17 protein-coding genes, 2 tRNA genes and 1 pseudogene are annotated in these 19723 nt (G+C 70.6%); 12 read left to right on the top strand and 8 right to left on the bottom strand.

What is annotated here, in order from left to right; all coding sequences use genetic code 11:
- Positions 1-13: 13 nt before the first annotated feature.
- The 4 genes and pseudogenes from yidC to rpmH all read right to left on the bottom strand — a co-directional run bounded on the left by yidC (position 14) and on the right by rpmH (position 2038).
- On the bottom strand, positions 14-1114 hold the full coding sequence (yidC, locus tag AC230_RS27555; RefSeq protein ID WP_049719072.1) for a membrane protein insertase YidC: 1101 nt from the start codon (positions 1112-1114) through the stop codon (positions 14-16).
- Positions 1115-1117: 3 nt separating this feature from the next.
- Positions 1118-1435, bottom strand: a complete 318-nt coding sequence (gene yidD / locus AC230_RS27560) for a membrane protein insertion efficiency factor YidD (RefSeq protein ID WP_049719073.1) — start codon at positions 1433-1435, stop codon at positions 1118-1120.
- Positions 1436-1506: 71 nt separating this feature from the next.
- A pseudogene (gene rnpA, locus AC230_RS31605) lies at positions 1507-1875 on the bottom strand (ribonuclease P protein component); the annotation flags it as partial.
- A gap of 25 nt (positions 1876-1900) precedes the next feature.
- Positions 1901-2038, bottom strand: a complete 138-nt coding sequence (rpmH, locus tag AC230_RS27565) for a 50S ribosomal protein L34 (protein WP_003956500.1) — start codon at positions 2036-2038, stop codon at positions 1901-1903.
- Positions 2039-2482: 444 nt separating this feature from the next.
- On the opposite strand from rpmH, the gene dnaA reads away from it, so the two are divergent.
- The 10 genes from dnaA to AC230_RS31610 all read left to right on the top strand — a co-directional run bounded on the left by dnaA (position 2483) and on the right by AC230_RS31610 (position 15237).
- Positions 2483-4288, top strand: a complete 1806-nt coding sequence (gene dnaA / locus AC230_RS27570; RefSeq protein WP_049719074.1) for a chromosomal replication initiator protein DnaA — start codon at positions 2483-2485, stop codon at positions 4286-4288.
- 849 nt (positions 4289-5137) lie between these two features.
- Positions 5138-6268 (top strand): DNA polymerase III subunit beta, encoded by a 1131-nt coding sequence (gene dnaN / locus AC230_RS27575; RefSeq protein ID WP_049719075.1) that lies wholly within the window; start codon positions 5138-5140, stop codon positions 6266-6268.
- Positions 6269-6424: 156 nt separating this feature from the next.
- A complete protein-coding gene (gnd, locus tag AC230_RS27580) occupies positions 6425-7300 on the top strand; it encodes a phosphogluconate dehydrogenase (NAD(+)-dependent, decarboxylating) (RefSeq protein ID WP_049719076.1) in 876 nt (291 codons plus the stop codon).
- Between the two features lie 38 nt (positions 7301-7338).
- Positions 7339-8463, top strand: coding sequence for a DNA replication/repair protein RecF (gene recF / locus AC230_RS27585; RefSeq protein ID WP_049719077.1), 1125 nt, complete (start codon positions 7339-7341; stop codon positions 8461-8463).
- Positions 8460-8975 carry a DciA family protein gene (locus tag AC230_RS27590; protein ID WP_049719078.1) on the top strand — a complete coding sequence of 172 codons (516 nt, stop codon included), beginning with the start codon at positions 8460-8462 and terminating at the stop codon, positions 8973-8975. The genes recF and AC230_RS27590 overlap by 4 nt, the downstream gene beginning before the upstream one ends.
- A gap of 334 nt (positions 8976-9309) precedes the next feature.
- Positions 9310-11331 (top strand): DNA topoisomerase (ATP-hydrolyzing) subunit B, encoded by a 2022-nt coding sequence (gene gyrB / locus AC230_RS27595; RefSeq protein WP_049719079.1) that lies wholly within the window; start codon positions 9310-9312, stop codon positions 11329-11331.
- 45 nt (positions 11332-11376) lie between these two features.
- Positions 11377-14016 carry a DNA gyrase subunit A gene (gene gyrA, locus AC230_RS27600; RefSeq protein ID WP_049719080.1) on the top strand — a complete coding sequence of 880 codons (2640 nt, stop codon included), beginning with the start codon at positions 11377-11379 and terminating at the stop codon, positions 14014-14016.
- 186 nt (positions 14017-14202) lie between these two features.
- Positions 14203-14754: a DUF3566 domain-containing protein gene (locus tag AC230_RS27605; protein WP_049719081.1), complete on the top strand. Its 552-nt coding sequence runs from the start codon at positions 14203-14205 to the stop codon at positions 14752-14754.
- A gap of 62 nt (positions 14755-14816) precedes the next feature.
- Positions 14817-14890, top strand: a tRNA-Ile gene (locus AC230_RS27610).
- 212 nt (positions 14891-15102) lie between these two features.
- Entirely contained in the window at positions 15103-15237 is a 135-nt protein-coding gene (locus tag AC230_RS31610) for a DLW-39 family protein (RefSeq protein WP_003958712.1), read from the top strand.
- Positions 15238-15370: 133 nt separating this feature from the next.
- Here the strand turns inward: AC230_RS31610 and AC230_RS27615 are convergent, their stop codons facing one another.
- On the bottom strand, positions 15371-16477 hold the full coding sequence (locus AC230_RS27615) for a serine/threonine-protein kinase (RefSeq protein WP_049719082.1): 1107 nt from the start codon (positions 16475-16477) through the stop codon (positions 15371-15373).
- 8 nt (positions 16478-16485) lie between these two features.
- Positions 16486-17031 carry a helix-turn-helix domain-containing protein gene (locus AC230_RS27620; RefSeq protein ID WP_049719083.1) on the bottom strand — a complete coding sequence of 182 codons (546 nt, stop codon included), beginning with the start codon at positions 17029-17031 and terminating at the stop codon, positions 16486-16488.
- A 117-nt stretch (positions 17032-17148) separates the two neighbouring features.
- Between AC230_RS27620 and AC230_RS27625 the strand changes: the two genes are divergently transcribed.
- Positions 17149-17221, top strand: a tRNA-Ala gene (locus tag AC230_RS27625).
- An 80-nt stretch (positions 17222-17301) separates the two neighbouring features.
- Here AC230_RS27625 and AC230_RS27630 read toward each other — a convergent pair.
- Together AC230_RS27630 and AC230_RS27635 are read right to left on the bottom strand one after the other, a co-directional pair.
- Entirely contained in the window at positions 17302-18042 is a 741-nt protein-coding gene (locus AC230_RS27630; protein WP_049719084.1) for an SDR family oxidoreductase, read from the bottom strand.
- Positions 18043-18220: 178 nt separating this feature from the next.
- The gene (locus AC230_RS27635; protein ID WP_049719085.1) at positions 18221-18874 is read right to left on the bottom strand and encodes a DUF5324 family protein; all 654 of its coding nucleotides are present in this window, start codon (positions 18872-18874) and stop codon (positions 18221-18223) included.
- Between the two features lie 227 nt (positions 18875-19101).
- On the opposite strand from AC230_RS27635, the gene AC230_RS27640 reads away from it, so the two are divergent.
- A complete protein-coding gene (locus AC230_RS27640; RefSeq protein ID WP_049719086.1) occupies positions 19102-19623 on the top strand; it encodes a peptidylprolyl isomerase in 522 nt (173 codons plus the stop codon).
- Positions 19624-19723: the final 100 nt, after the last annotated feature.

Genomic DNA, 19723 nt, shown 5'->3' on the forward strand with positions numbered 1-19723 from the left:
GTGGACTCCTTCATTACTTCTTGGACGAGGGGTGCTTGGGCCGCTGGGGGCCGCCCTTGCGCTGACCGGACTTGGCGCCGCGGGACGAACCGCCGCCCTGCTGCGGCTTGCCGTCCTCGGACTCCTTGGCACCGTTGCCGGACGAGGCCCGGGTGCGGCCGGCCGGGGTCTTGCCCGCCTGGCCGGCGGCCTGGCGCTTCGACTTCGGCTGGCGCTTCGGCTGCTGGCGGGCGGCGCGCGCGGCCTCGACGGCCTCCTTCGCCGCGATCTCGGCCGGGTCCTCCTTCAGCTTGCCCTTGGCCTTCAGGCGCTCCTGGCGCTGGGTGTAGGCGAGGCTGCCCGGGGTGGGGTTGCGGCGGATGACGTACATCTGCTGCCCCATCGTCCACACGTTGGTGGTCAGCCAGTAGACGAGGACACCGACCGGGAAGTTGATGCCGAAGACGGCGAACATGATCGGGAAGACGTACATCAGCATCTTCTGCTGCTGCATGAACGGCGTCTTCACCGAGAGGTCGACGTTCTTCGTCATCAGCTGGCGCTGCGTGTAGAACTGCGACAGCGACATCAGGACGATCATGATGACCGTGACGACCCGGACGTCCGTCAGCGTGGCCCCGAGGTGCTCGACCTTGCTCGCGTTGTCCATGAACTTCGCGGACAGCGGGGCACCGAAGATGTGCGCCTTGCGCGCGCTGTCCAGCAGCGACTGGTCGATGACGCCGACCGTCTTGCCCTGCGCGATGTGGTTCAGGACCTGGTACAGCGAGATGAAGAAGGGCGACTGGGCCAGGATCGGGAGACAGCTCGAGAGCGGGTTGGTGCCCGTCTCCTTGTAGAGCTTCATCATCTCTTCGGACTGGCGCTGCCGGTCGCTCTTGTAGCGCTCCTGGATCGCCTTCATCTTCGGCTGGAGCGCCTGCATGTTCCGCGTCGCCTTGATCTGCTTCACGAAGAGCGGGATCAGGCAGATGCGGATCAGCACCACCAGCGAGACGATGGACAGGCCCCACGCCCAGCCGCTGTTCTTGTCGAACATGAGGCTGTAGAACGAGTGGAACTGGACGATGATCCAGGAAACTGCGTAATAGAGAGGACCGAGGATCGTGTCCACGAATCAGGCTCCTTGGGCGTTGGGCTGAGTCTCGGGCTGTGCGGCGGACCCCACGACGGGGTGTCCGCCCAGTCGGCTCCTCAGCCGCTGGTGCCAGACCGGACGCTTCCGGGGAGGTACGTGGTCGACGCCACCGAGCGACCACGGATTACAGCGCAGGATGCGCCAGGCCGTCAGCGCCGTTCCTTTGATCGCGCCGTGCACCTGGATGGCCGTGTAGCCATAGTGCGAGCACGAGGGGTAGTACTTGCAGACCGGGCCCAGCAGCGGGCTGACGGTCCACTGGTACAGCTTGATCAACCACAGCAGCGGGTACTTCACCGTGCACTCCCTCCCGGGTCATGGCCGGGTTGCCGGGAGACCGGAGATCCGGTACCCGGGGGATTGCAGCTTCGCGGCGCCCCTCCCAACAGCCGCTGCAGCGCGGTATCGAGATCGCGGGCCAGCTGACCGTGGTCCGCCTCGCCCGCGCCCGGCAGGGCTCGCACCACCACCAGGCTACCGGCGGGCAGGAGATCCAGCCGGTCACGCATGAGATGGCGCAGCCTCCGCTTGACGCGGTTGCGGACCACGGCACCGCCCACGGCCTTGCTCACGACGAAACCCGCACGCACCGGGGAGACTGTTTCCCCAGGTGGGTGCGGGTCCGTTTCACCGCTGCGGAGGTGGACGACGAGGAGCGGGCGTCCGGCCCTGCGTCCTCGGCGCACCGCGGTCGCGAAGTCCTCGCGCCGCCTCAGCCGAGACTCGGAAGGCAGCACGTCATGGACCTTGACGTCTGGCTGATCAGGCCGACAGGCGGGCGCGACCCTTGCTGCGGCGGGACGCGAGAATCGCGCGGCCGGCACGGGTGCGCATGCGCAGGCGGAAGCCGTGGGTCTTCGCACGACGGCGGTTGTTCGGCTGGAAGGTGCGCTTGCTCACTCGGGGACTCCATGAATCGTGTGATGGCGGGACATCGCCTGGCTGTCACCGTGCGCCCACGAGAAGCTCTCAAGTACGCAAGGCACCGCTTCACGGTCCCGCTCCACTGCTGGGGAGCGTTACCTTTGCCCATCGGAGGCAGGCGGCAGCAGCCATCGACAACTCGACCTGGTCACGGTACGCGGCATTACGCCATCCGGTCAAACCGGCAGCGCACCAGGGATACACCGTAGCCTCCCGCGGGCCCCGGAGCCGCCAACCGTGCCCGCGTGCGACGCCACGCCCGCCGCATGACACATTTGTACACACCCTGTGGACAACGACTTGAACCACCCGCCGCGCCCTGACTACCGTGGCTGAACTCCGAATACTTCCCGCCCGTCCCGAGAACCACACATTCGTGGGACTCAAAGGGCGCCCCCGCTGACCGAGAGAGCGTGCCCTGTGGCTGACCTGCCTGCCGATCTTGCCGCAGTCTGGCCGCGCGTGCTGGAGCAGCTCCTGGGCGAGGGCAGAGTCGAGAGCAAGGACGAGCACTGGATCAAGCGGTGCCAGCCGCTCGCCCTGGTCGCCGACACGGCCCTGCTCGCCGTTCCGAACGAGTTCGCCAAGGGCGTGCTGGAGGGCCGGCTGGCCCCGGTCGTCAGCGAGGCGCTCAGCCGCGAGTGCGGCCGGCCCATCCGGATCGCGATCACGGTGGACAACTCCGCCGGCGAGCCCGCCGCGCCCGAGCGGCCCGCGCCCGACGAGCGCCCCCACGGGGGACCGGCCCGCGAGGCGTACGACGGCTACGACGACCGCGGCGGCTACGGCCGTCCGCCGGCCGGCGACGACCTGCCGTCGGTACGTCCCGCCTACCCCGACTACCAGCAGCCCCGCACGGACCCGGGCGCCTGGCCGCGCCACGCGGCCCCGCCGCCCGCGGACCGCGGGGACTACGGCTGGCAGCAGCCCCGGCTCGGCTTCGGCGAGGCCGAGCGCGACCCGTACGCCTCGCCCCAGCACTCCCCGGGCGGCTACGAGCCGCCGCAGCGGGACAACGGCGGCTACCGCCCGTCCGCCCCGGAGCGGCCCTACGAGCAGCAGCGCGAGCTCCCCGACGCCCGCGGCGGCCAGGACGGGCGCGGCGTGCCCGGCACCGGCGGCGGCCCGGGCGGGGGTCCGGTGGGCGGTCCGGTGGGCGGCAAGTCCTCCTCCGGGTCGGGGCCGGCGGAGCCGACCGCCCGGCTGAACCCGAAGTACCTCTTCGACACCTTCGTCATCGGCGCGTCCAACCGGTTCGCGCACGCGGCCGCGGTGGCGGTGGCCGAGGCGCCGGCCAAGGCGTACAACCCCCTGTTCATCTACGGGGAGTCGGGGCTCGGCAAGACCCACCTGCTGCACGCGATCGGGCACTACGCGCGGAGCCTGTACCCCGGGACGCGGGTGCGCTACGTGAGCTCCGAGGAGTTCACCAACGAGTTCATCAACTCCATCCGCGACGGCAAGGCGGACGCGTTCCGCAAGCGCTACCGCGACATGGACATCCTGCTGGTCGACGACATCCAGTTCCTCGCGAGCAAGGAGTCGACCCAGGAGGAGTTCTTCCACACCTTCAACACGCTGCACAACGCCAACAAGCAGATCGTGCTCTCCTCGGACCGGCCGCCCAAGCAGCTGGTGACCCTGGAGGACCGGCTGCGCAACCGCTTCGAGTGGGGCCTGATCACGGACGTCCAGCCGCCCGAGCTGGAGACCCGGATCGCGATCCTCCGCAAGAAGGCCGTCCAGGAGCAGCTCAACGCCCCGCCGGAGGTCCTGGAGTTCATCGCCTCGCGCATCTCGCGGAACATCCGCGAGCTGGAGGGCGCGCTCATCCGGGTGACGGCCTTCGCCAGCCTCAACCGCCAGCCGGTGGACCTGGGGCTGACCGAGATCGTCCTCAAGGACCTGATCCCGGGCGGGGAGGACGCGTCCCCGGAGATCACGGCGCCGGCCATCATGGCGGCCACGGCGGACTACTTCGGGCACACCGTCGAGGACCTGTGCGGCGCCTCGCGCAGCCGGGTGCTGGTCACGGCCCGTCAGATCGCGATGTACCTGTGCCGGGAGCTCACCGACCTCTCGCTGCCGAAGATCGGCGCGCAGTTCGGCGGCCGCGACCACACGACGGTCATGCACGCCGACCGCAAGATCCGCGCGCTGATGGCCGAACGGCGGTCCATCTACAACCAGGTGACGGAGCTGACCAACCGCATCAAGAACGGCTGACAGGACCGCGCGGAGAGCGCGGCGGACGCGTCCGAGGGCGCTCCGGGACGGTTCCCGGGGCGCCCTTCGCCGTTCCGCGGGGCGTCACCTCCGGGACGCCTTGTTCGAATAGGGGTCCTCGTCACCCCGTTCTCCACAGAATCCACAGCGGAGGCCCGTCCACACCCTGGGGACCGGGGAGTTATCCAGATGATGTCCACAGCAGGCCCTGTTGATAGCCCATCAGGGGAGGTCAGCAGCCTGGGGAAGTGTGAGGAACCGATTTCCACAACCTGTGGACGACAGGGGTCCCGAGGGAGCGGCCGACGACTGTCCACCGGCCGCCCACAGGAAGATCGGTGTTGTGCACAGCCTTTCCACACGGATGTCCACTGTTCGGCAACGAAACGCCCGGGCTCACCGCGCCGAGTGAAAGGCATCACACCGAGGTGCCGGGTTGGGCTGTGGGGAACGTGGGTAAAGCTGGGGACGGCGCTGGGGAGAAGTGCCGCCCCCCTGTGCACCGCCTGTGCAGAACTTTCCGTTCTCCACAGCGACCCCTGCTTTTCCACGGCCCGCGCCCACAGGGCCGGTGGACAAAAATCCCGCGCTGACCTGCGCAAAGGTCGTTATCCACGGTTTCCACAGGGCCTACTACTACGACCACAGAGATCAACCGGGGAACTCGCTTCGAAGTGGGTCCTGTGCACAACCTCGGCCCGGGCCGTCCCGCGACGCGACGCACGACTTGACCGCGGGCAGCACCGGCTGTCAGCGGCGTACGTCAGACTGTTCTCCGGCTTCGTAGCCGACGTAGCCGACGAAGACAGCCCAGCAGGGCCAGCCAGCAACAAGCAGGAGGCGGTTCCGGTGAAGATCCGGGTGGAGCGCGATGTACTCGCGGAGGCAGTGGCCTGGGCGGCCCGCAGCCTCCCGGCCCGTCCTCCGGTGCCGGTCCTCGCAGGTCTGCTGCTGAAGGCGGAGGACGGCTCGCTCAGCCTCTCCGGCTTCGACTACGAGGTCTCGGCCCGCGTCTCGGTGGAGGCGGACGTGGAGGAGGACGGCACCGTCCTCGTCTCCGGCCGGCTGCTCGCCGACATCTGCCGCGCACTTCCCAACAGGCCTGTGGAGATCTCCACCGACGGCGTGCGGGTCACCGTGGTCTGCGGCTCCTCGCGCTTCACCCTCCACACCCTGCCTGTGGAGGAGTACCCGGCCCTGCCCCAGATGCCGACCGCCACGGGCACCGTCCCGGCCGAGGTCTTCGCCGCCGCCGCCGCGCAGGTCGCCATCGCCGCCGGCCGCGACGACACCCTCCCGGTGCTCACCGGTGTGCGCATCGAGATCGAGGGCGACACCGTCACCCTGGCCTCCACCGACCGCTACCGCTTCGCGGTCCGCGAGTTCATGTGGAAGCCGGAGACCCCCGACGTCCAGGCCGTCGCCCTGGTCCCGGCCAAGACGCTGCTGGACACGGCCAAGTCCCTCAGCGGCGGCGAGTCGGTCTCGCTGGCGCTCTCCGGCTCCGGCAAGGGCGAGGGCCTGATCGGCTTCGAGGGCGCCGGGCGCCGCACGACCACCCGGCTGCTCGAGGGCGACCTGCCGAAGTACCGCACGCTCTTCCCCACCGAGTTCAACTCGGTCGCGGTGATCGAGACCGCGCCGTTCGTCGAGGCCGTCAAGCGCGTGGCCCTGGTGGCCGAGCGCAACACCCCGGTGCGGCTGAGCTTCGAGCAGGGTGTGCTGATCCTGGAGGCCGGCTCCAGCGACGACGCACAGGCTGTGGAAAGGGTCGACGCCCGGCTGGACGGCGACGACATCTCCATCGCCTTCAACCCCGGCTTCCTGCTGGAGGGCCTCTCCGCGATCGACTCCCCGGTCGCCCAGCTCTCCTTCACCACCTCCACCAAGCCCGCGCTGCTCAGCGGCAAGCCGGCGATCGACGCGGAGGCGGACGAGGCGTACAAGTACCTGATCATGCCGGTGCGCCTGTCCGGCTGACCCGGGCCCGCGGGCCATGGACCCCGGTGGGGCGGGCAGCCGCCCCACCGGTCCGCCCCACCGTTTGAGCGGGCTCTCCCGACAGGTGTGCGCGGAGGCCCGGGCGTAGGCTCGGTTCCGGGTAAACCGCAACGACTACGGCATAGAGGATCACTGATGGAGCTCGGTCTCGTCGGTCTCGGCAAGATGGGCGGCAACATGCGTGAGCGCATCCGCCGCGCAGGCCACACCGTCATCGGATACGACCGCAACCCGGACCTCGGAGACGTCCACAGCCTCAAGGAGCTTGTGGATTCCCTCACCGGTCCGCGCGTCGTGTGGGTCATGGTCCCGGCCGGCGCCGCGACCCAGTCGACCATCGACGAGCTCGCCGAGCTGCTGTCGCCCGGCGACATCGTCGTGGACGGCGGCAACTCCCGCTGGACCGACGACCAGAAGCACGCCGAGGAGCTGGCGGCCAAGGGCATCGGCTTCGTGGACTGCGGCGTCTCCGGCGGCGTCTGGGGCCTGGAGAACGGCTACGCCCTGATGTACGGCGGCGACGCGGCCAACGTCGCGCGCGTCCAGCCGATCTTCGACGCCCTCAAGCCCGAGGGCGACTTCGGCGCCGTGCACGCCGGCAAGGTCGGCGCGGGCCACTTCGCGAAGATGGTCCACAACGGCATCGAGTACGCCATGATGCAGGCGTACGCCGAGGGCTGGGAGCTGCTGGAGAAGGCCGACGCCGTCACCGACGTGCGCGAGGTCTTCCGCTCCTGGCAGGAGGGCACGGTCATCCGTTCCTGGCTGCTCGACCTGGCCGTCAACGCCCTGGACGAGGACGAGCACCTCGACAAGCTGCGCGGCTACGCCGCCGACTCCGGCGAGGGCCGGTGGACGGTCGAGGCCGCCATCGACCACGCGGTGCCGCTGCCCGCGATCACCGCCTCGCTCTTCGCCCGCTTCGCGTCCCGCCAGGACGACTCGCCGCAGATGAAGATGATCGCCGCGCTGCGCAACCAGTTCGGCGGCCACGCGGTCGAGAGCAAGTAACCCACGCCCACGGCCGACAGGAGGCTCGGCGCGCACCCATGCACGTTTCGCATCTCTCGCTCGCCGACTTCCGCTCGTACGCCCGGGTCGAGGTCCCGCTCGACCCGGGCGTCACGGCCTTCGTGGGCCCCAACGGCCAGGGCAAGACCAACCTCGTCGAGGCGGTCGGCTATCTGGCGACGCTCGGCAGCCACCGGGTCTCCTCCGACGCCCCCCTGGTGCGGCTCGGCGCGGACCGGGCCGTCATACGGGCCGCCGTCGTCCAGGACGACCGGCAGCAGCTGATCGAGCTGGAGCTCAACCCGGGCAAGGCCAACCGGGCCAGGATCAACCGGTCCTCGCAGGTCAGACCCCGTGACGTGCTGGGCATCGTGCGCACCGTCCTGTTCGCCCCCGAGGACCTGGCCCTCGTCAAGGGCGACCCCGGTGAGCGCCGCCGGTTCCTCGACGAGCTCGTCACCGCCCGTTCCCCGCGGATGGCGGGCGTGCGCTCCGACTACGAGCGCGTCCTCAAGCAGCGCAACACCCTGCTGAAGTCCGCCGCCCTGGCCCGCCGGCACGGCGGGCGCTCGATGGACATGTCGACGCTCGACATCTGGGACCAGCACCTGGCCCGGGCCGGCGCCGAACTGCTGGCCCACCGGCTCGACCTGATCGCCGCCCTGCGGCCGCTGGCCGACCGGGCGTACGAGCAACTGGCGCCCGGCGGCGGCCCGGTGGCCTTCGACTACCGCGGCCCGGCCGGCGCCGACACCGTCCGCACCCGCGAGGAGCTCTACGAGGTGCTGCTCGCCGCCCTCGGCGACGCCCGCAAGCAGGAGCTGGAGCGCGGGGTGACGCTGGCCGGCCCGCACCGCGACGACCTGGTGCTGCGCCTGGGCGAGCTGCCCGCGAAGGGGTACGCGAGCCACGGCGAGTCCTGGTCGTACGCCCTGGCGCTGCGCCTGGCCTCCTACGAGCTGCTGCGGGCCGAGGGCAACGAGCCGGTGCTGGTGCTCGACGACGTCTTCGCCGAGCTGGACGCCCGCCGCCGGGAGCGGCTGGCGGAGCTGGTGGCGACCGGTGAGCAGGTGCTGGTGACGGCCGCGGTGGACGACGACGTCCCCGGTGCGCTGACGGGCGCCCGGTTCGCGGTCTCCGGGGGGACGGTGGAGCGGGCATGACCGGGCGGACGCCGGAGCCCACCGGGGTCGACCTGGCGCGGGTGGCGTTGCGCGCCGCCAAGGAGCAGGCGCGGGCGCGGGGCAACGCGGTGCAGCAGAAGAAGCAGGCGCGGCGCGGCGGCCTGCGCTCCGGCGCGCGGGCCGACGGCCGCGACCCACTGCCGCTGGGGGCGGCCATCAGCCGGCTGATCACTGAGCGCGGCTGGGAGACGCCCGCGGCGGTCGGCGGGGTGATGGGCCGCTGGCCGCAGATCGTCGGCCAGGACGTGGCGCTGCACTGCGAGCCGCAGCGCTACGACGAGGACGAGCGGGTCCTGACCGTGCAGTGCGACTCGACGACGTGGGCGACCCAGCTGCGGCTGCTGGCCCCCCAGCTGGTGGCCCGGCTCAACGACGACCTCGGCCGGGGCACCGTCCGGATGATCAAGGTGCTGGGGCCGGGCGGCCCGGGCCGGCGGTACGGGGCGCTGCGGGCCCCGGGGAGCACGGGGCCGGGCGACACCTACGGCTGAGCCGGGGGCTGTTGGTGCCCGCGGGCCGGGGGTGGTTGCCGAGGCGGTGCTCACGGTAGCGGGCGGTTGACATCCCAAAGCGCTGAGTGCCGCTGTGAGCCTCTTGGAGCCCGGGGCCACATATAGGGAGTCGGCTGATGCCGGTTCAGGGCGGCACATGCGGACTCAGACACCGCCAAACCCCCATTCATGTCGGCGCTACCGGTAGACTGGTGGTAATCCCGCCGATTCGCGGAATGCCGATCGCGGAAACAAGTCGAACGACGCAGTCGCTCCCGCCTGCCATCCGGTCCCCGACCGAGGGCGAACCGCCGCCACGGGTAGGAGAAGGGCTGTGCTGTGCCAGAAAGGGCGCTTCGTGGCCGATTCCGGCAACCCCAACGAGAACACCACCCCTTCCGCTCCCGGCGGTGAGACGTCGTACGACGCCAGCGCGATCACCGTGCTGGAGGGCTTGGACGCGGTCCGCAAGCGGCCGGGCATGTACATCGGCTCCACCGGTGAGCGGGGCCTGCACCACCTGGTGCAGGAGGTCGTCGACAACTCGGTCGACGAGGCCCTGGCCGGCCACGCCGACACCATCGACGTGACGATCCTGCCCGACGGCGGCGTCCGCGTGGTCGACAACGGCCGTGGCATCCCCGTCGGCATCGTGCCCTCCGAGGGCAAGCCGGCCGTGGAGGTCGTGCTGACCGTCCTGCACGCGGGCGGCAAGTTCGGCGGCGGTGGCTACGCGGTCTCCGGCGGTCTGCACGGCGTCGGCGTCTCCGTCGTCAACGCGCTGTCGACGCGCGTCGCCGTCGAGGTCAAGACGGACGGCTTCCGCTGGACGCAGGACTACAAGCTCGGCGTCCCCACCGCCCCGCTGCAGAAGAACGAGGCGACGGACGAGACCGGCACCTCCGTCACCTTCTGGGCCGACGGCGACATCTTCGAGACCACCGAGTACTCCTTCGAGACGCTCTCGCGGCGCTTCCAGGAGATGGCGTTCCTCAACAAGGGGCTGACCATCGCCCTGACCGACGAGCGCCCGGACCACGTGGACGAGGAGGGCAAGCCGCTCTCCGTCCGCTACCACTACGAGGGCGGCATCTCGGACTTCGTCCGCTACCTCAACTCGCGCAAGGGCGACCTGGTCCACCCGACCGTCATCGCCTTCGACGCCGAGGACAAGGAGCGGATGCTCTCGGTCGAGGTGGCGATGCAGTGGAACACCCAGTACAGCGAGGGTGTCTACAGCTTCGCCAACATCATCCACACCCATGAGGGCGGTACCCACGAGGAGGGCTTCCGCGCCGCGCTGACCTCGCTGATCAACAAGTACGCGCGCGACAAGAAGCTGCTCCGCGAGAAGGACGACAACCTCACGGGCGACGACATCCGCGAGGGCCTGACCGCGATCATCTCGGTCAAGCTGAGCGAGCCGCAGTTCGAGGGCCAGACGAAGACCAAGCTGGGCAACACCGAGGCCAAGACCTTTGTGCAGAAGGCGGTCTACGAGCACCTCACGGACTGGCTGGACCGCAACCCCAACGAGGCCGCGGACATCATCCGCAAGTCGATCCAGGCGGCCACGGCGCGCGTCGCGGCGCGCAAGGCGCGCGACCTGACCCGCCGCAAGGGCCTGCTGGAGACGGCGTCGCTGCCGGGCAAGCTGTCGGACTGCCAGTCCAACGACCCGGCCAAGTGCGAGATCTTCATCGTCGAGGGCGACTCCGCCGGCGGCTCGGCCAAGTCCGGCCGGAACCCGGAGTACCAGGCGATCCTCCCGATCCGCGGCAAGATCCTCAACGTCGAGAAGGCGCGGGTCGACAAGATCCTGCAGAACCAGGAGATCCAGGCGCTGATCTCCGCGTTCGGCACGGGTGTGCACGAGGACTTCGACATCTCGAAGCTCCGCTATCACAAGATCATTCTGATGGCGGACGCCGACGTCGACGGCCAGCACATCAACACCCTGCTGCTGACCTTCCTCTTCCGCTTCATGCGCCCGCTGGTCGAGGCCGGCCACGTCTACCTCTCGCGCCCCCCGCTCTACAAGATCAAGTGGGGCAAGGACGACTTCGAGTACGCGTACTCGGACCGCGAGCGCGACGCCCTGATCCAGCTCGGCCGGGAGAACGGCAAGCGCATCAAGGACGACTCGGTCCAGCGCTTCAAGGGTCTCGGCGAGATGAACGCCGAGGAACTGCGCGTCACCACCATGGACGTCGACCACCGGGTGCTCGGCCAGGTCTCGCTGGACGACGCGGCCCAGGCGGACGACCTGTTCTCGGTGCTCATGGGCGAGGACGTCGAGGCGCGGCGCTCCTTCATCCAGCGCAACGCCAAGGACGTCCGCTTCCTCGACATCTGAGTCGGCCTGCACACCAGCCGCGGCTCGAAAGGACTTTGAACGACAATGGCCGACGAGACCACTTCCGACGTTCCCACGCCCACGCCCGTCACGCCCGAGGGCCAGCCCGCCACCATCGAGGGTGTGGGCCTGCGCGTCGAGCCCGTCGGGCTCGAGACGGAGATGCAGCGCTCCTACCTCGACTACGCGATGAGCGTCATCGTCTCGCGTGCGCTGCCCGACGTGCGGGACGGCCTCAAGCCGGTGCACCGCCGCGTCCTGTACGCGATGTACGACGGCGGCTACCGGCCCGAGAAGGGCTTCTACAAGTGCGCCCGCGTCGTCGGTGACGTCATGGGTACGTACCACCCGCACGGCGACGCCTCGATCTACGACGCGCTCGTCCGCCTCGCCCAGCCCTGGGCGATGCGGATGCCGCTGGTGGACTCCAACGGCAACTTCGGCTCCCCGGGCAACGACCCGGCGGCCGCCATGCGGTACACCGAGTGCAAGATGGCGCCGCTGTCGATGGAGATGGTCCGGGACATCGACGAGGAGACCGTCGACTTCCAGGACAACTACGACGGCCGCAACCAGGAGCCGACGGTCCTGCCGTCGCGCATCCCCAACCTCCTGGTGAACGGTTCCGCCGGCATCGCGGTCGGCATGGCGACCAACATCCCGCCGCACAACCTGCGCGAGGTGGCCGAGGGCGCCCAGTGGTACCTGGCCAACCCCGGTGCCACCCCGGAGGAGCTGCTCGACGCGCTGGTCGAGCGCATCAAGGGCCCCGACTTCCCGACCGGCGCGCTCGTCGTGGGCCGCAAGGGCATCGAGGAGGCGTACCGCACCGGCCGCGGTTCGATCACCATGCGCGCGGTGGTCGAGGTCGAGGAGATCCAGGGCCGCCAGTGCCTGGTGGTCACCGAGCTGCCCTACCAGGTCAACCCGGACAACCTCGCGCAGAAGATCGCCGACCTGGTGAAGGACGGCAGGATCGGCGGCATCGCCGACGTCCGCGACGAGACGTCCTCCCGGACCGGCCAGCGCCTGGTGATCGTCCTCAAGCGGGACGCGGTCGCCAAGGTCGTCCTCAACAACCTCTACAAGCACACCGATCTGCAGACCAACTTCGGCGCGAACATGCTCGCGCTGGTGGACGGCGTGCCGCGCACCCTGTCGCTGGACGCCTTCATCCGCAACTGGGTCACCCACCAGATCGAGGTCATCGTCCGGCGCACCCGCTTCCGGCTGCGCAAGGCCGAGGAGCGCGCCCACATCCTGCGCGGTCTGCTCAAGGCCCTGGACGCCATCGACGAGGTCATCGCGCTGATCCGGCGCAGTGACACCGTCGAGACCGCGCGCGGCGGCCTGATGGAGCTGCTGGCGATCGACGAGATCCAGGCCAACGCGATCCTGGAGATGCAGCTCCGCCGGCTGGCGGCCCTGGAGCGGCAGAAGATCGTCGCGGAGCACGACGAACTCCAGGCGAAGATCGACGAGTACAACGCGATCCTGGCCTCGCCCGAGCGGCAGCGCGGGATCATCAGCGAGGAACTCACCGCGATCGTCGAGAAGTTCGGCGACGACCGGCGCTCGAAGCTGGTGCCCTTCGAGGGCGACATGTCCATCGAGGACCTGATCGCCGAGGAGGACATCGTCGTCACCATCACCAACGGCGGCTACGTCAAGCGCACCAAGACCGAGGACTACCGCTCGCAGAAGCGCGGCGGCAAGGGCGTGCGCGGCACGAAGCTCAAGCAGGACGACATCGTCGACCACTTCTTCGTCTCCACCACGCACCACTGGCTGCTCTTCTTCACCAACAAGGGCCGGGTGTACCGGGCCAAGGCGTACGAACTCCCGGACGCCGGGCGGGACGCGCGCGGTCAGCACGTGGCCAACCTGCTGGCCTTCCAGCCGGACGAGAAGATCGCGCAGATCCTCGCGATCCGCGACTACGAGGCGGCGCCCTACCTGGTGCTCGCCACCAAGTCGGGCCTGGTGAAGAAGACGCCGCTCAAGGACTACGACTCCCCGCGCTCCGGCGGCGTCATCGCGATCAACCTCCGCGAGATGGAGGACGGCCGCGAGGACGAGCTGATCGGCGCCGAGCTGGTCTCGGCCGACGACGACCTGCTGCTCATCAGCAAGAAGGCGCAGTCGATCCGCTTCACCGCCACCGACGAGTCGCTGCGTCCGATGGGCCGGGCCACCTCCGGCGTCAAGGGCATGAGCTTCCGCGAGGGTGACGAGCTGCTGTCGATGAACGTCGTCCGTCCGGGCACGTTCGTCTTCACCGCGACCGACGGCGGCTACGCCAAGCGCACGGCCGTGGACGAGTACCGCGTCCAGGGCCGCGGCGGTCTCGGCATCAAGGCCGCCAAGATCGTGGAGGACCGCGGTTCGCTGGTCGGCGCCCTGGTGGTCGAGGAGGGCGACGAGATTCTCGCGATCACCCTCTCCGGCGGGGTCATCCGCACCCGGGTCGCCGAGGTCAGGGAAACCGGCCGTGACACCATGGGCGTCCAACTGATCAATTTGGGCAAGCGCGACGCCGTCGTGGGCATCGCGAGGAACGCCGAGGCCGGCCGTGAGGCCGAAGAGGTCGACGACGTCGCCGACGGCGCGTCGGCCGGAGCCGTGGGCGGGGGGCCCGAGGTGGCCGAGGGCACGGAGCCCCCGGTCGAGGACACCGAGGAGTAGGTCGTGAGTCGAGCCACGGGCACCGCGGCGAGCGGTGCGGACGCCGGACGGCGCGGGGCCGGTCCTTCGAAGGACACTGCTTCGAAGGGCGCCGCGGCGAAGGGGGACGGTGCCCGTGGCCCCGCCGCGGACGGGGCAGACTCCCCCAGTGGCGCTGCCGCCACGACCGCGAACAGGGGGGACACCATGACGGACACCCGGGGCCCGAAGCCGTACCACCCGCCGAAGGCCTACGAGCCGCCGGCGGAGCGTGCGGCGGCGGGGGGGACGAAGGGGCGGGTGCCCAGGCCCGCCCCCGGCGCCGACGGTGCCAAGAGCACCAGGAGCGCCAAGGCCGCCGATGCGGCACCGGCGGCGGCCGCGGCACCGCGCACCCGCTCCGCGCGCCTGCGGGTGGCCAAGGCCGACCCCTGGTCGGTGATGAAGGTCAGCTTCCTGCTCTCGCTGGCGCTGGCCGTGTGCACGATCGTGGCGATCACGGTGCTGTGGCTGGTTCTGGACGCCATGGGCGTCTTCTCCACCGTCGGCGGCACCATCAGTGACGCGACGTCCGGCGAGGGCGGCGGGTTCGACCTCCAGTCGTTCCTCTCGCTCCCGCGGGTCCTGATGTTCACCACGGTCATCGCGGTGATCGAGGTGGTCCTCGCGACCGCCCTGGCGACCCTGGCCGCCTTCGTCTACAACCTCTCCGCCTCCTTCGTGGGCGGCGTCGAGCTGACGCTCGCCGAGGACGAGTAGCCGGGCCGGGGAAGCCGATTTTGGGACTGGGCCCCAAGTGCGCTAATCTTTCGGTGCAGCGCGGGGCTATAGCTCAGACGGTTAGAGCGCTTCCCTGATAAGGAAGAGGCCACAGGTTCAAGTCCTGTTAGCCCCACCGGCCCGATCGGCCCGGACGGAGAGAATTCTCCGGCCGGGCCGATCGGTTTTTACCGGCACCCGTCCGGTGATACGGGTGCGCGTCATGACGTACGTCACGCAGCGTCAAGCCGCGGGGAAAGGGCGGACGCAGGTCACCGATCGGTATCGGCCGGTGTGTATCATCGGCCACCAGAGTCCCCTTACGTCAAGGAAAGACGAGGTCGCGCGGTGAAGAAGCTGCTCCTGGTCGCACTGGCCGCCATCGGCGGGCTCCTCGTGTACCGCCAGATCCAGGCGGATCGCGCCGAGCAGGATCTGTGGACGGAGGCGACCGACTCCGTGCCCGCAGGTTCGGGCGTGTGAGACTGCGAGAGTCCTGAGAGTTCCGAGCGGGGCCCCGGCCATGACGGCCGGGGCCCCGTTTCGCTGGAGGGTGAGACCCTCGCCGGTTATTCGCTACTGCGAATAAAATGATTGCAGAAGTGAATGCGCGGGCTCACGCGACGGCGAGCGCGCAGGCCCCCGCCACCAGGCACACCAGGGCCACCAGCAGGACCACCGCGACCGTCCGCCGGGACGGCGGCGCCGGACGGCCGCCGCGGGGCTTCAGGACGGGTGTTCCGGCAGGCGTCCCGGCGGACGCCACGGCCGGTTCCGCGGCCGACGGCACCGGCATCGGCGGGGTGGCCGGCAGCGGCGGCGCAACGGGCCGCGGAGGGGCCTTCTCGGGGCCGCGCGGCCCGAACCCCGGTGGCAGCGGCCCGATCTGGTCGAAGACCTCGATCCGCTCCTCCTCGTCCGGCACCGGCAGCAGCGCCGCCGCGGAGGCCAGCGCCTCGCGCGCCTCCGCGGCCGTACGGAAGCGGTCCACCGGATCGGGGGCCAGCAGGCCGGCCAGGACGTCCCAGAGCGGCGCGGGGACCTCCCGCGGCGGCCGCGGCCGGCCCTGCTCCAGGAAGAGCCCCACCAGCGCCTCGGCGTCCGGTTTCCGGCCCGTCAGCACATAGAGCGCCACCAGCCCGACGGCGAAGAGGTCCGCGGGAAAGTCCGGTTCCTCGCCCGCCATTTGCTCGGGTGCGAAGTAACCGGGCGTACCCATCACGTAGTTGGTTTCCGTCAGCCGCGGCTCGCCCTTGCGCATCGCGCAGCCGAAATCGGAGAGGCGCAGATGCGGCCGTCCCGTTCCGGTCGCCTCCAGAAGGAGATTGGCGGGTTTGATGTCCCGGTGCACCACCCCCTCGGCGTGCACCGCCGTGAGGGCCGCGAGGAGCTGGTCGAGCAGGTCGCAGGCGAAGCGGGCGGGCAACGGACCGTAGTCGCCGATGAGATGGGCCACCGAGCCGCCGCGCACCACCTCCATGGTGAACAGCACCCGGTCGTCGATGGCGGCCCAGCTCACCGGCGCCAGCACGTGCGGGTGGTCGATGCGCAGCGCCTGCTCGCGCACGAAGCGCAGCAGCAGGCTGTGGGCGTGGCTCTGCTTGAGCAGCTTCGCCGCGGCGTAGCACCGCCGCTCGCGGTCCCAGACCCGCCAGACCTCCCCCACCCCACCGCGCCCGATGGGGTCCACCAGCTCGTAACGCCCGGCGAGCACCTCACCCATGGCGGGCGTCAGCTCTGGTGGGCCTCGTAGTGGGCGACCGCCTCGGCGGTCCGGCCGGCGCCGTAGACCCGCAGGAACTCGGCCAGTTCGGGATGGGTGGGGGCGAGGGTCCCCGCCGCCTCGATGATGTCGCCGGCGGCGGCCACCGAGCGCAGCAGCGACTGGATCTCGCGCACCACGCGCTTGACGGTCGGCGCGCCGCTGCTGGCCGCGGTCTGCGTCGAGTTGAGGACCGAGCCGCCGGAACTGCGCTTGACCTCCTCCATCCGCTCGGCGGCCTCGGCGGCGCTCACGCTGCCGTCGGCGACCTGGTGGGAGAGCTCCTGGAGGGCCTGGACGCGCTGCACCACCGCCGGGTTGCCGATCTTCGCCCGCTGACCGCTCATCAGCTGCGAGAGCATGGGCGCCGAGAGGCCCAACACCGATGCCAGACGGGCCTGGTTGAGACCGAGATCGTCGATCAGCCGGCGGAAGAGAGCCCCCAGCGGCTCCCCGTACCAGCTCCGCTGCAGCTCTCGTGCGCGGGCGGTGGCTTCCTGCTGTGCTGCGTCCATCTCGCTCTCCCCTTCGCTTCGCTGCCGCGAATCTTGCGGTGCATCCTACGGAGAGTGGTGGGTCGCGGCGATACCTGGTCGGATACACCTCCGACACCGGGTACTCTGGTCTGCGACGGGGCCTTAGCTCAGTTGGTAGAGCGCTGTCTTTGCATGGCAGATGTCAGGAGTTCGACTCTCCTAGGCTCCACTTCTTTCCACCCCCTTCGACCTGCGAGAACGCGGCCGGAGGGGGTGTTTTTGCACGCTGCCGCCGGGAGGCGTCGTCCCTCAGAGGGTGAGGCCGCCGTCGATGGTGATCGTGGCGCCGGTGATGAAGGCGGCCTCCTCCCCGGCGAGGAAGGCGATCAGGGCGGCGACCTCGCCCGGGGTGCCGTAGCGGCCGAGGGCCAGCGTGGGCAGCGGCGGGAGGTGGTCCGGGCCGACCACGTCCATCATGTCGGTCTCGACCGGGCCGGGTTCGACCAGGTTGACCGTGGTGCCCCGGGGGCCGAACTCCCGGGCCAGGCCCTTGGTCAGGCCGGACAGGGCCGACTTGGTCATCCCGTAGAGCACGCTCATCGGGCCCGGGAACCAGTGGGCGGCGATGCTGCCGACGTTGATGATCCGTCCGCCCTTCCCCAGGTGCGGGCCGGCCGCCTGGGCGCCCAGCAGGGCCGCCCGCTGGTTCACCGCGATGATCCGGTCGACGTCCTGGAGGGCGAGGTCCGCCAGCGGGCCGCCGAGGAGGATGCCCGCGTTGTTGACGAGGATGTCGAGCCGGCCGAGCTCCGCCACCGTCCGCTCCACGGCCCCGGCGGTCGCGGCCGGGTCGGCGGCGTCGGCGTGGACCGCCAGCGCGCGGCGCCCGGCCGCCTCGACGTTCCGCGCGACGGCCTGTGCCTTGCCGGCCGAGCGGGCGTAGGTCAACGCGACGTCGGCGCCGTCCCGGGCCAGCCGTTCCGCGGTGGCGGCCCCGATGCCGCGGCTTCCTCCGGTAACGAGCGCTGTTTTCCCTGTCAGGTCGGACATTCCCGCCCCCGGCGTCGGAAACAAGGTCGGGCGGGACGCTACACGGGGTTCTCGGGCGCTGTCTGCGTCCCGGACGCGATGGCCGGACCGTGACCGCCGCGGCGTGCCGGCGCCCCGGTCCGGTTGCCACCGGCCGGGGCGCGTTCCGCGTCGTCCGCCGACGCCGGTTTCCGGACGCTCAGGAGCGGTTCTCGTCGTCCTCCGCGCGGCCGCCGGACTGCTCCGTCTCGGCCTGCTTGGCCCGGACCTCGGGGTCGAGCGGCGTGACGTCGGAGCTGCCGTCCACCGAGGAGAGCGGGGGGCGGTCGGCGACCTCGGTGGGGGCGGGGGGCTCCACCAGCCAGTCGGGGTTGGCCTGGCGGTCCCACCACTTCCACGCGGCGACGGCCCCGCCGGCCAGCAGGCCGATCACCGCCAGCCGCTTGGCCAGCCGGCCCGCCCGGCAGCGGGCGGACCGCCTGCGGGCGAGCTTCTCGACCTCCTGTGCCGGCACCTGGCCGCGCAGCACCGTCAGGGCCGCGGTCCCCCGGGAGAGCGCCTCGTCGCGCACCGGCTCCGCGGCGGCCCGGGCGCGGGCCGCCGCCTGCCCGACCTTGGGCGGCAGGACCTCGCGGGCGTGCTCGATGCGGGGGTGCACGCGGGCGTCGTACTGGGAGCGGGCCTGCTGCGCGGCCTCGGCCACCTTGGGAGCAAGCCGGACGCGGGCTTCGTGCGCGTAGTGCACGGCGGCGTCCTTGGCCGTGCCGGCGTAGGGCGCCACCACTTCCGCCGCGTGGCGCACGCTGTCCTTGGCGGTGCCGGTCGCGGCGCGCACGCTGTCCTTGCGGGTCACGAGAACCTCCTCCTCGGTGGCGTAATGGTCTTCCGCCTTTCCACCCAGGGGAAAATCATGCCTGCCCAGGGGTGGTCCGGCATGTGCGAGCGGGCATCCGGGTCACGGGGCCCGGCCTCGACAATGCCACCTTTCGGCGCCGCGCGCGGGGCTTTGGGCATTACTCGTGCGGCCGCCGTCCGTGCGAGGATCGGGTGCTGTCAGCGCAGCCCTAGGGAAGGTAGACCGTGGCCGAGCAGCTCTACGCCACCCTCAAGACCAGCCAGGGGGACATCGAGGTCCGGCTCCTGCCGCACCACGCCCCGAAGACGGTCAAGAACTTCGTCGAACTCGCGAGGGGCGAGCGCGAGTGGGTCAACCCCGGGACGGGCGAGCGGACCACGGACAAGCTGTACGACGGCACGGTGTTCCACCGCGTCATCGAGGGGTTCATGATCCAGGGCGGTGACCCGCTGGGCAACGGCACGGGCGGCCCGGGCTACCAGTTCAAGGACGAGTTCCACCCGGACCTGGCCTTCACCAAGCCCTATCTGCTGGCCATGGCCAACGCCGGGCCGGGCACCAACGGTTCGCAGTTCTTCATCACCGTCGCCCCGACCACCTGGCTGACGGGCAAGCACACCATCTTCGGCGAGGTCACGACCGAGGCGGGCAGGAAGGTCGTGGACGCCATCGCGAGCACCCCGACCCGCAACGACCGCCCGGTCGAGGACGTCGTCATCGAGACCGTCGTGATCGAGACCCGATAGGGGAACGGCGGGCGTGCCGGGAACCCCGTGCGGCGCCCGTCCGTATGACGGGCGGGCGTCGCGGGCGGACCGCGGCGCCCGGTCCGTCCAGGGCGAGGGG

This window comes from Streptomyces caatingaensis, assembly GCF_001187435.1.
GTDB lineage: Bacteria > Actinomycetota > Actinomycetes > Streptomycetales > Streptomycetaceae > Streptomyces > Streptomyces caatingaensis.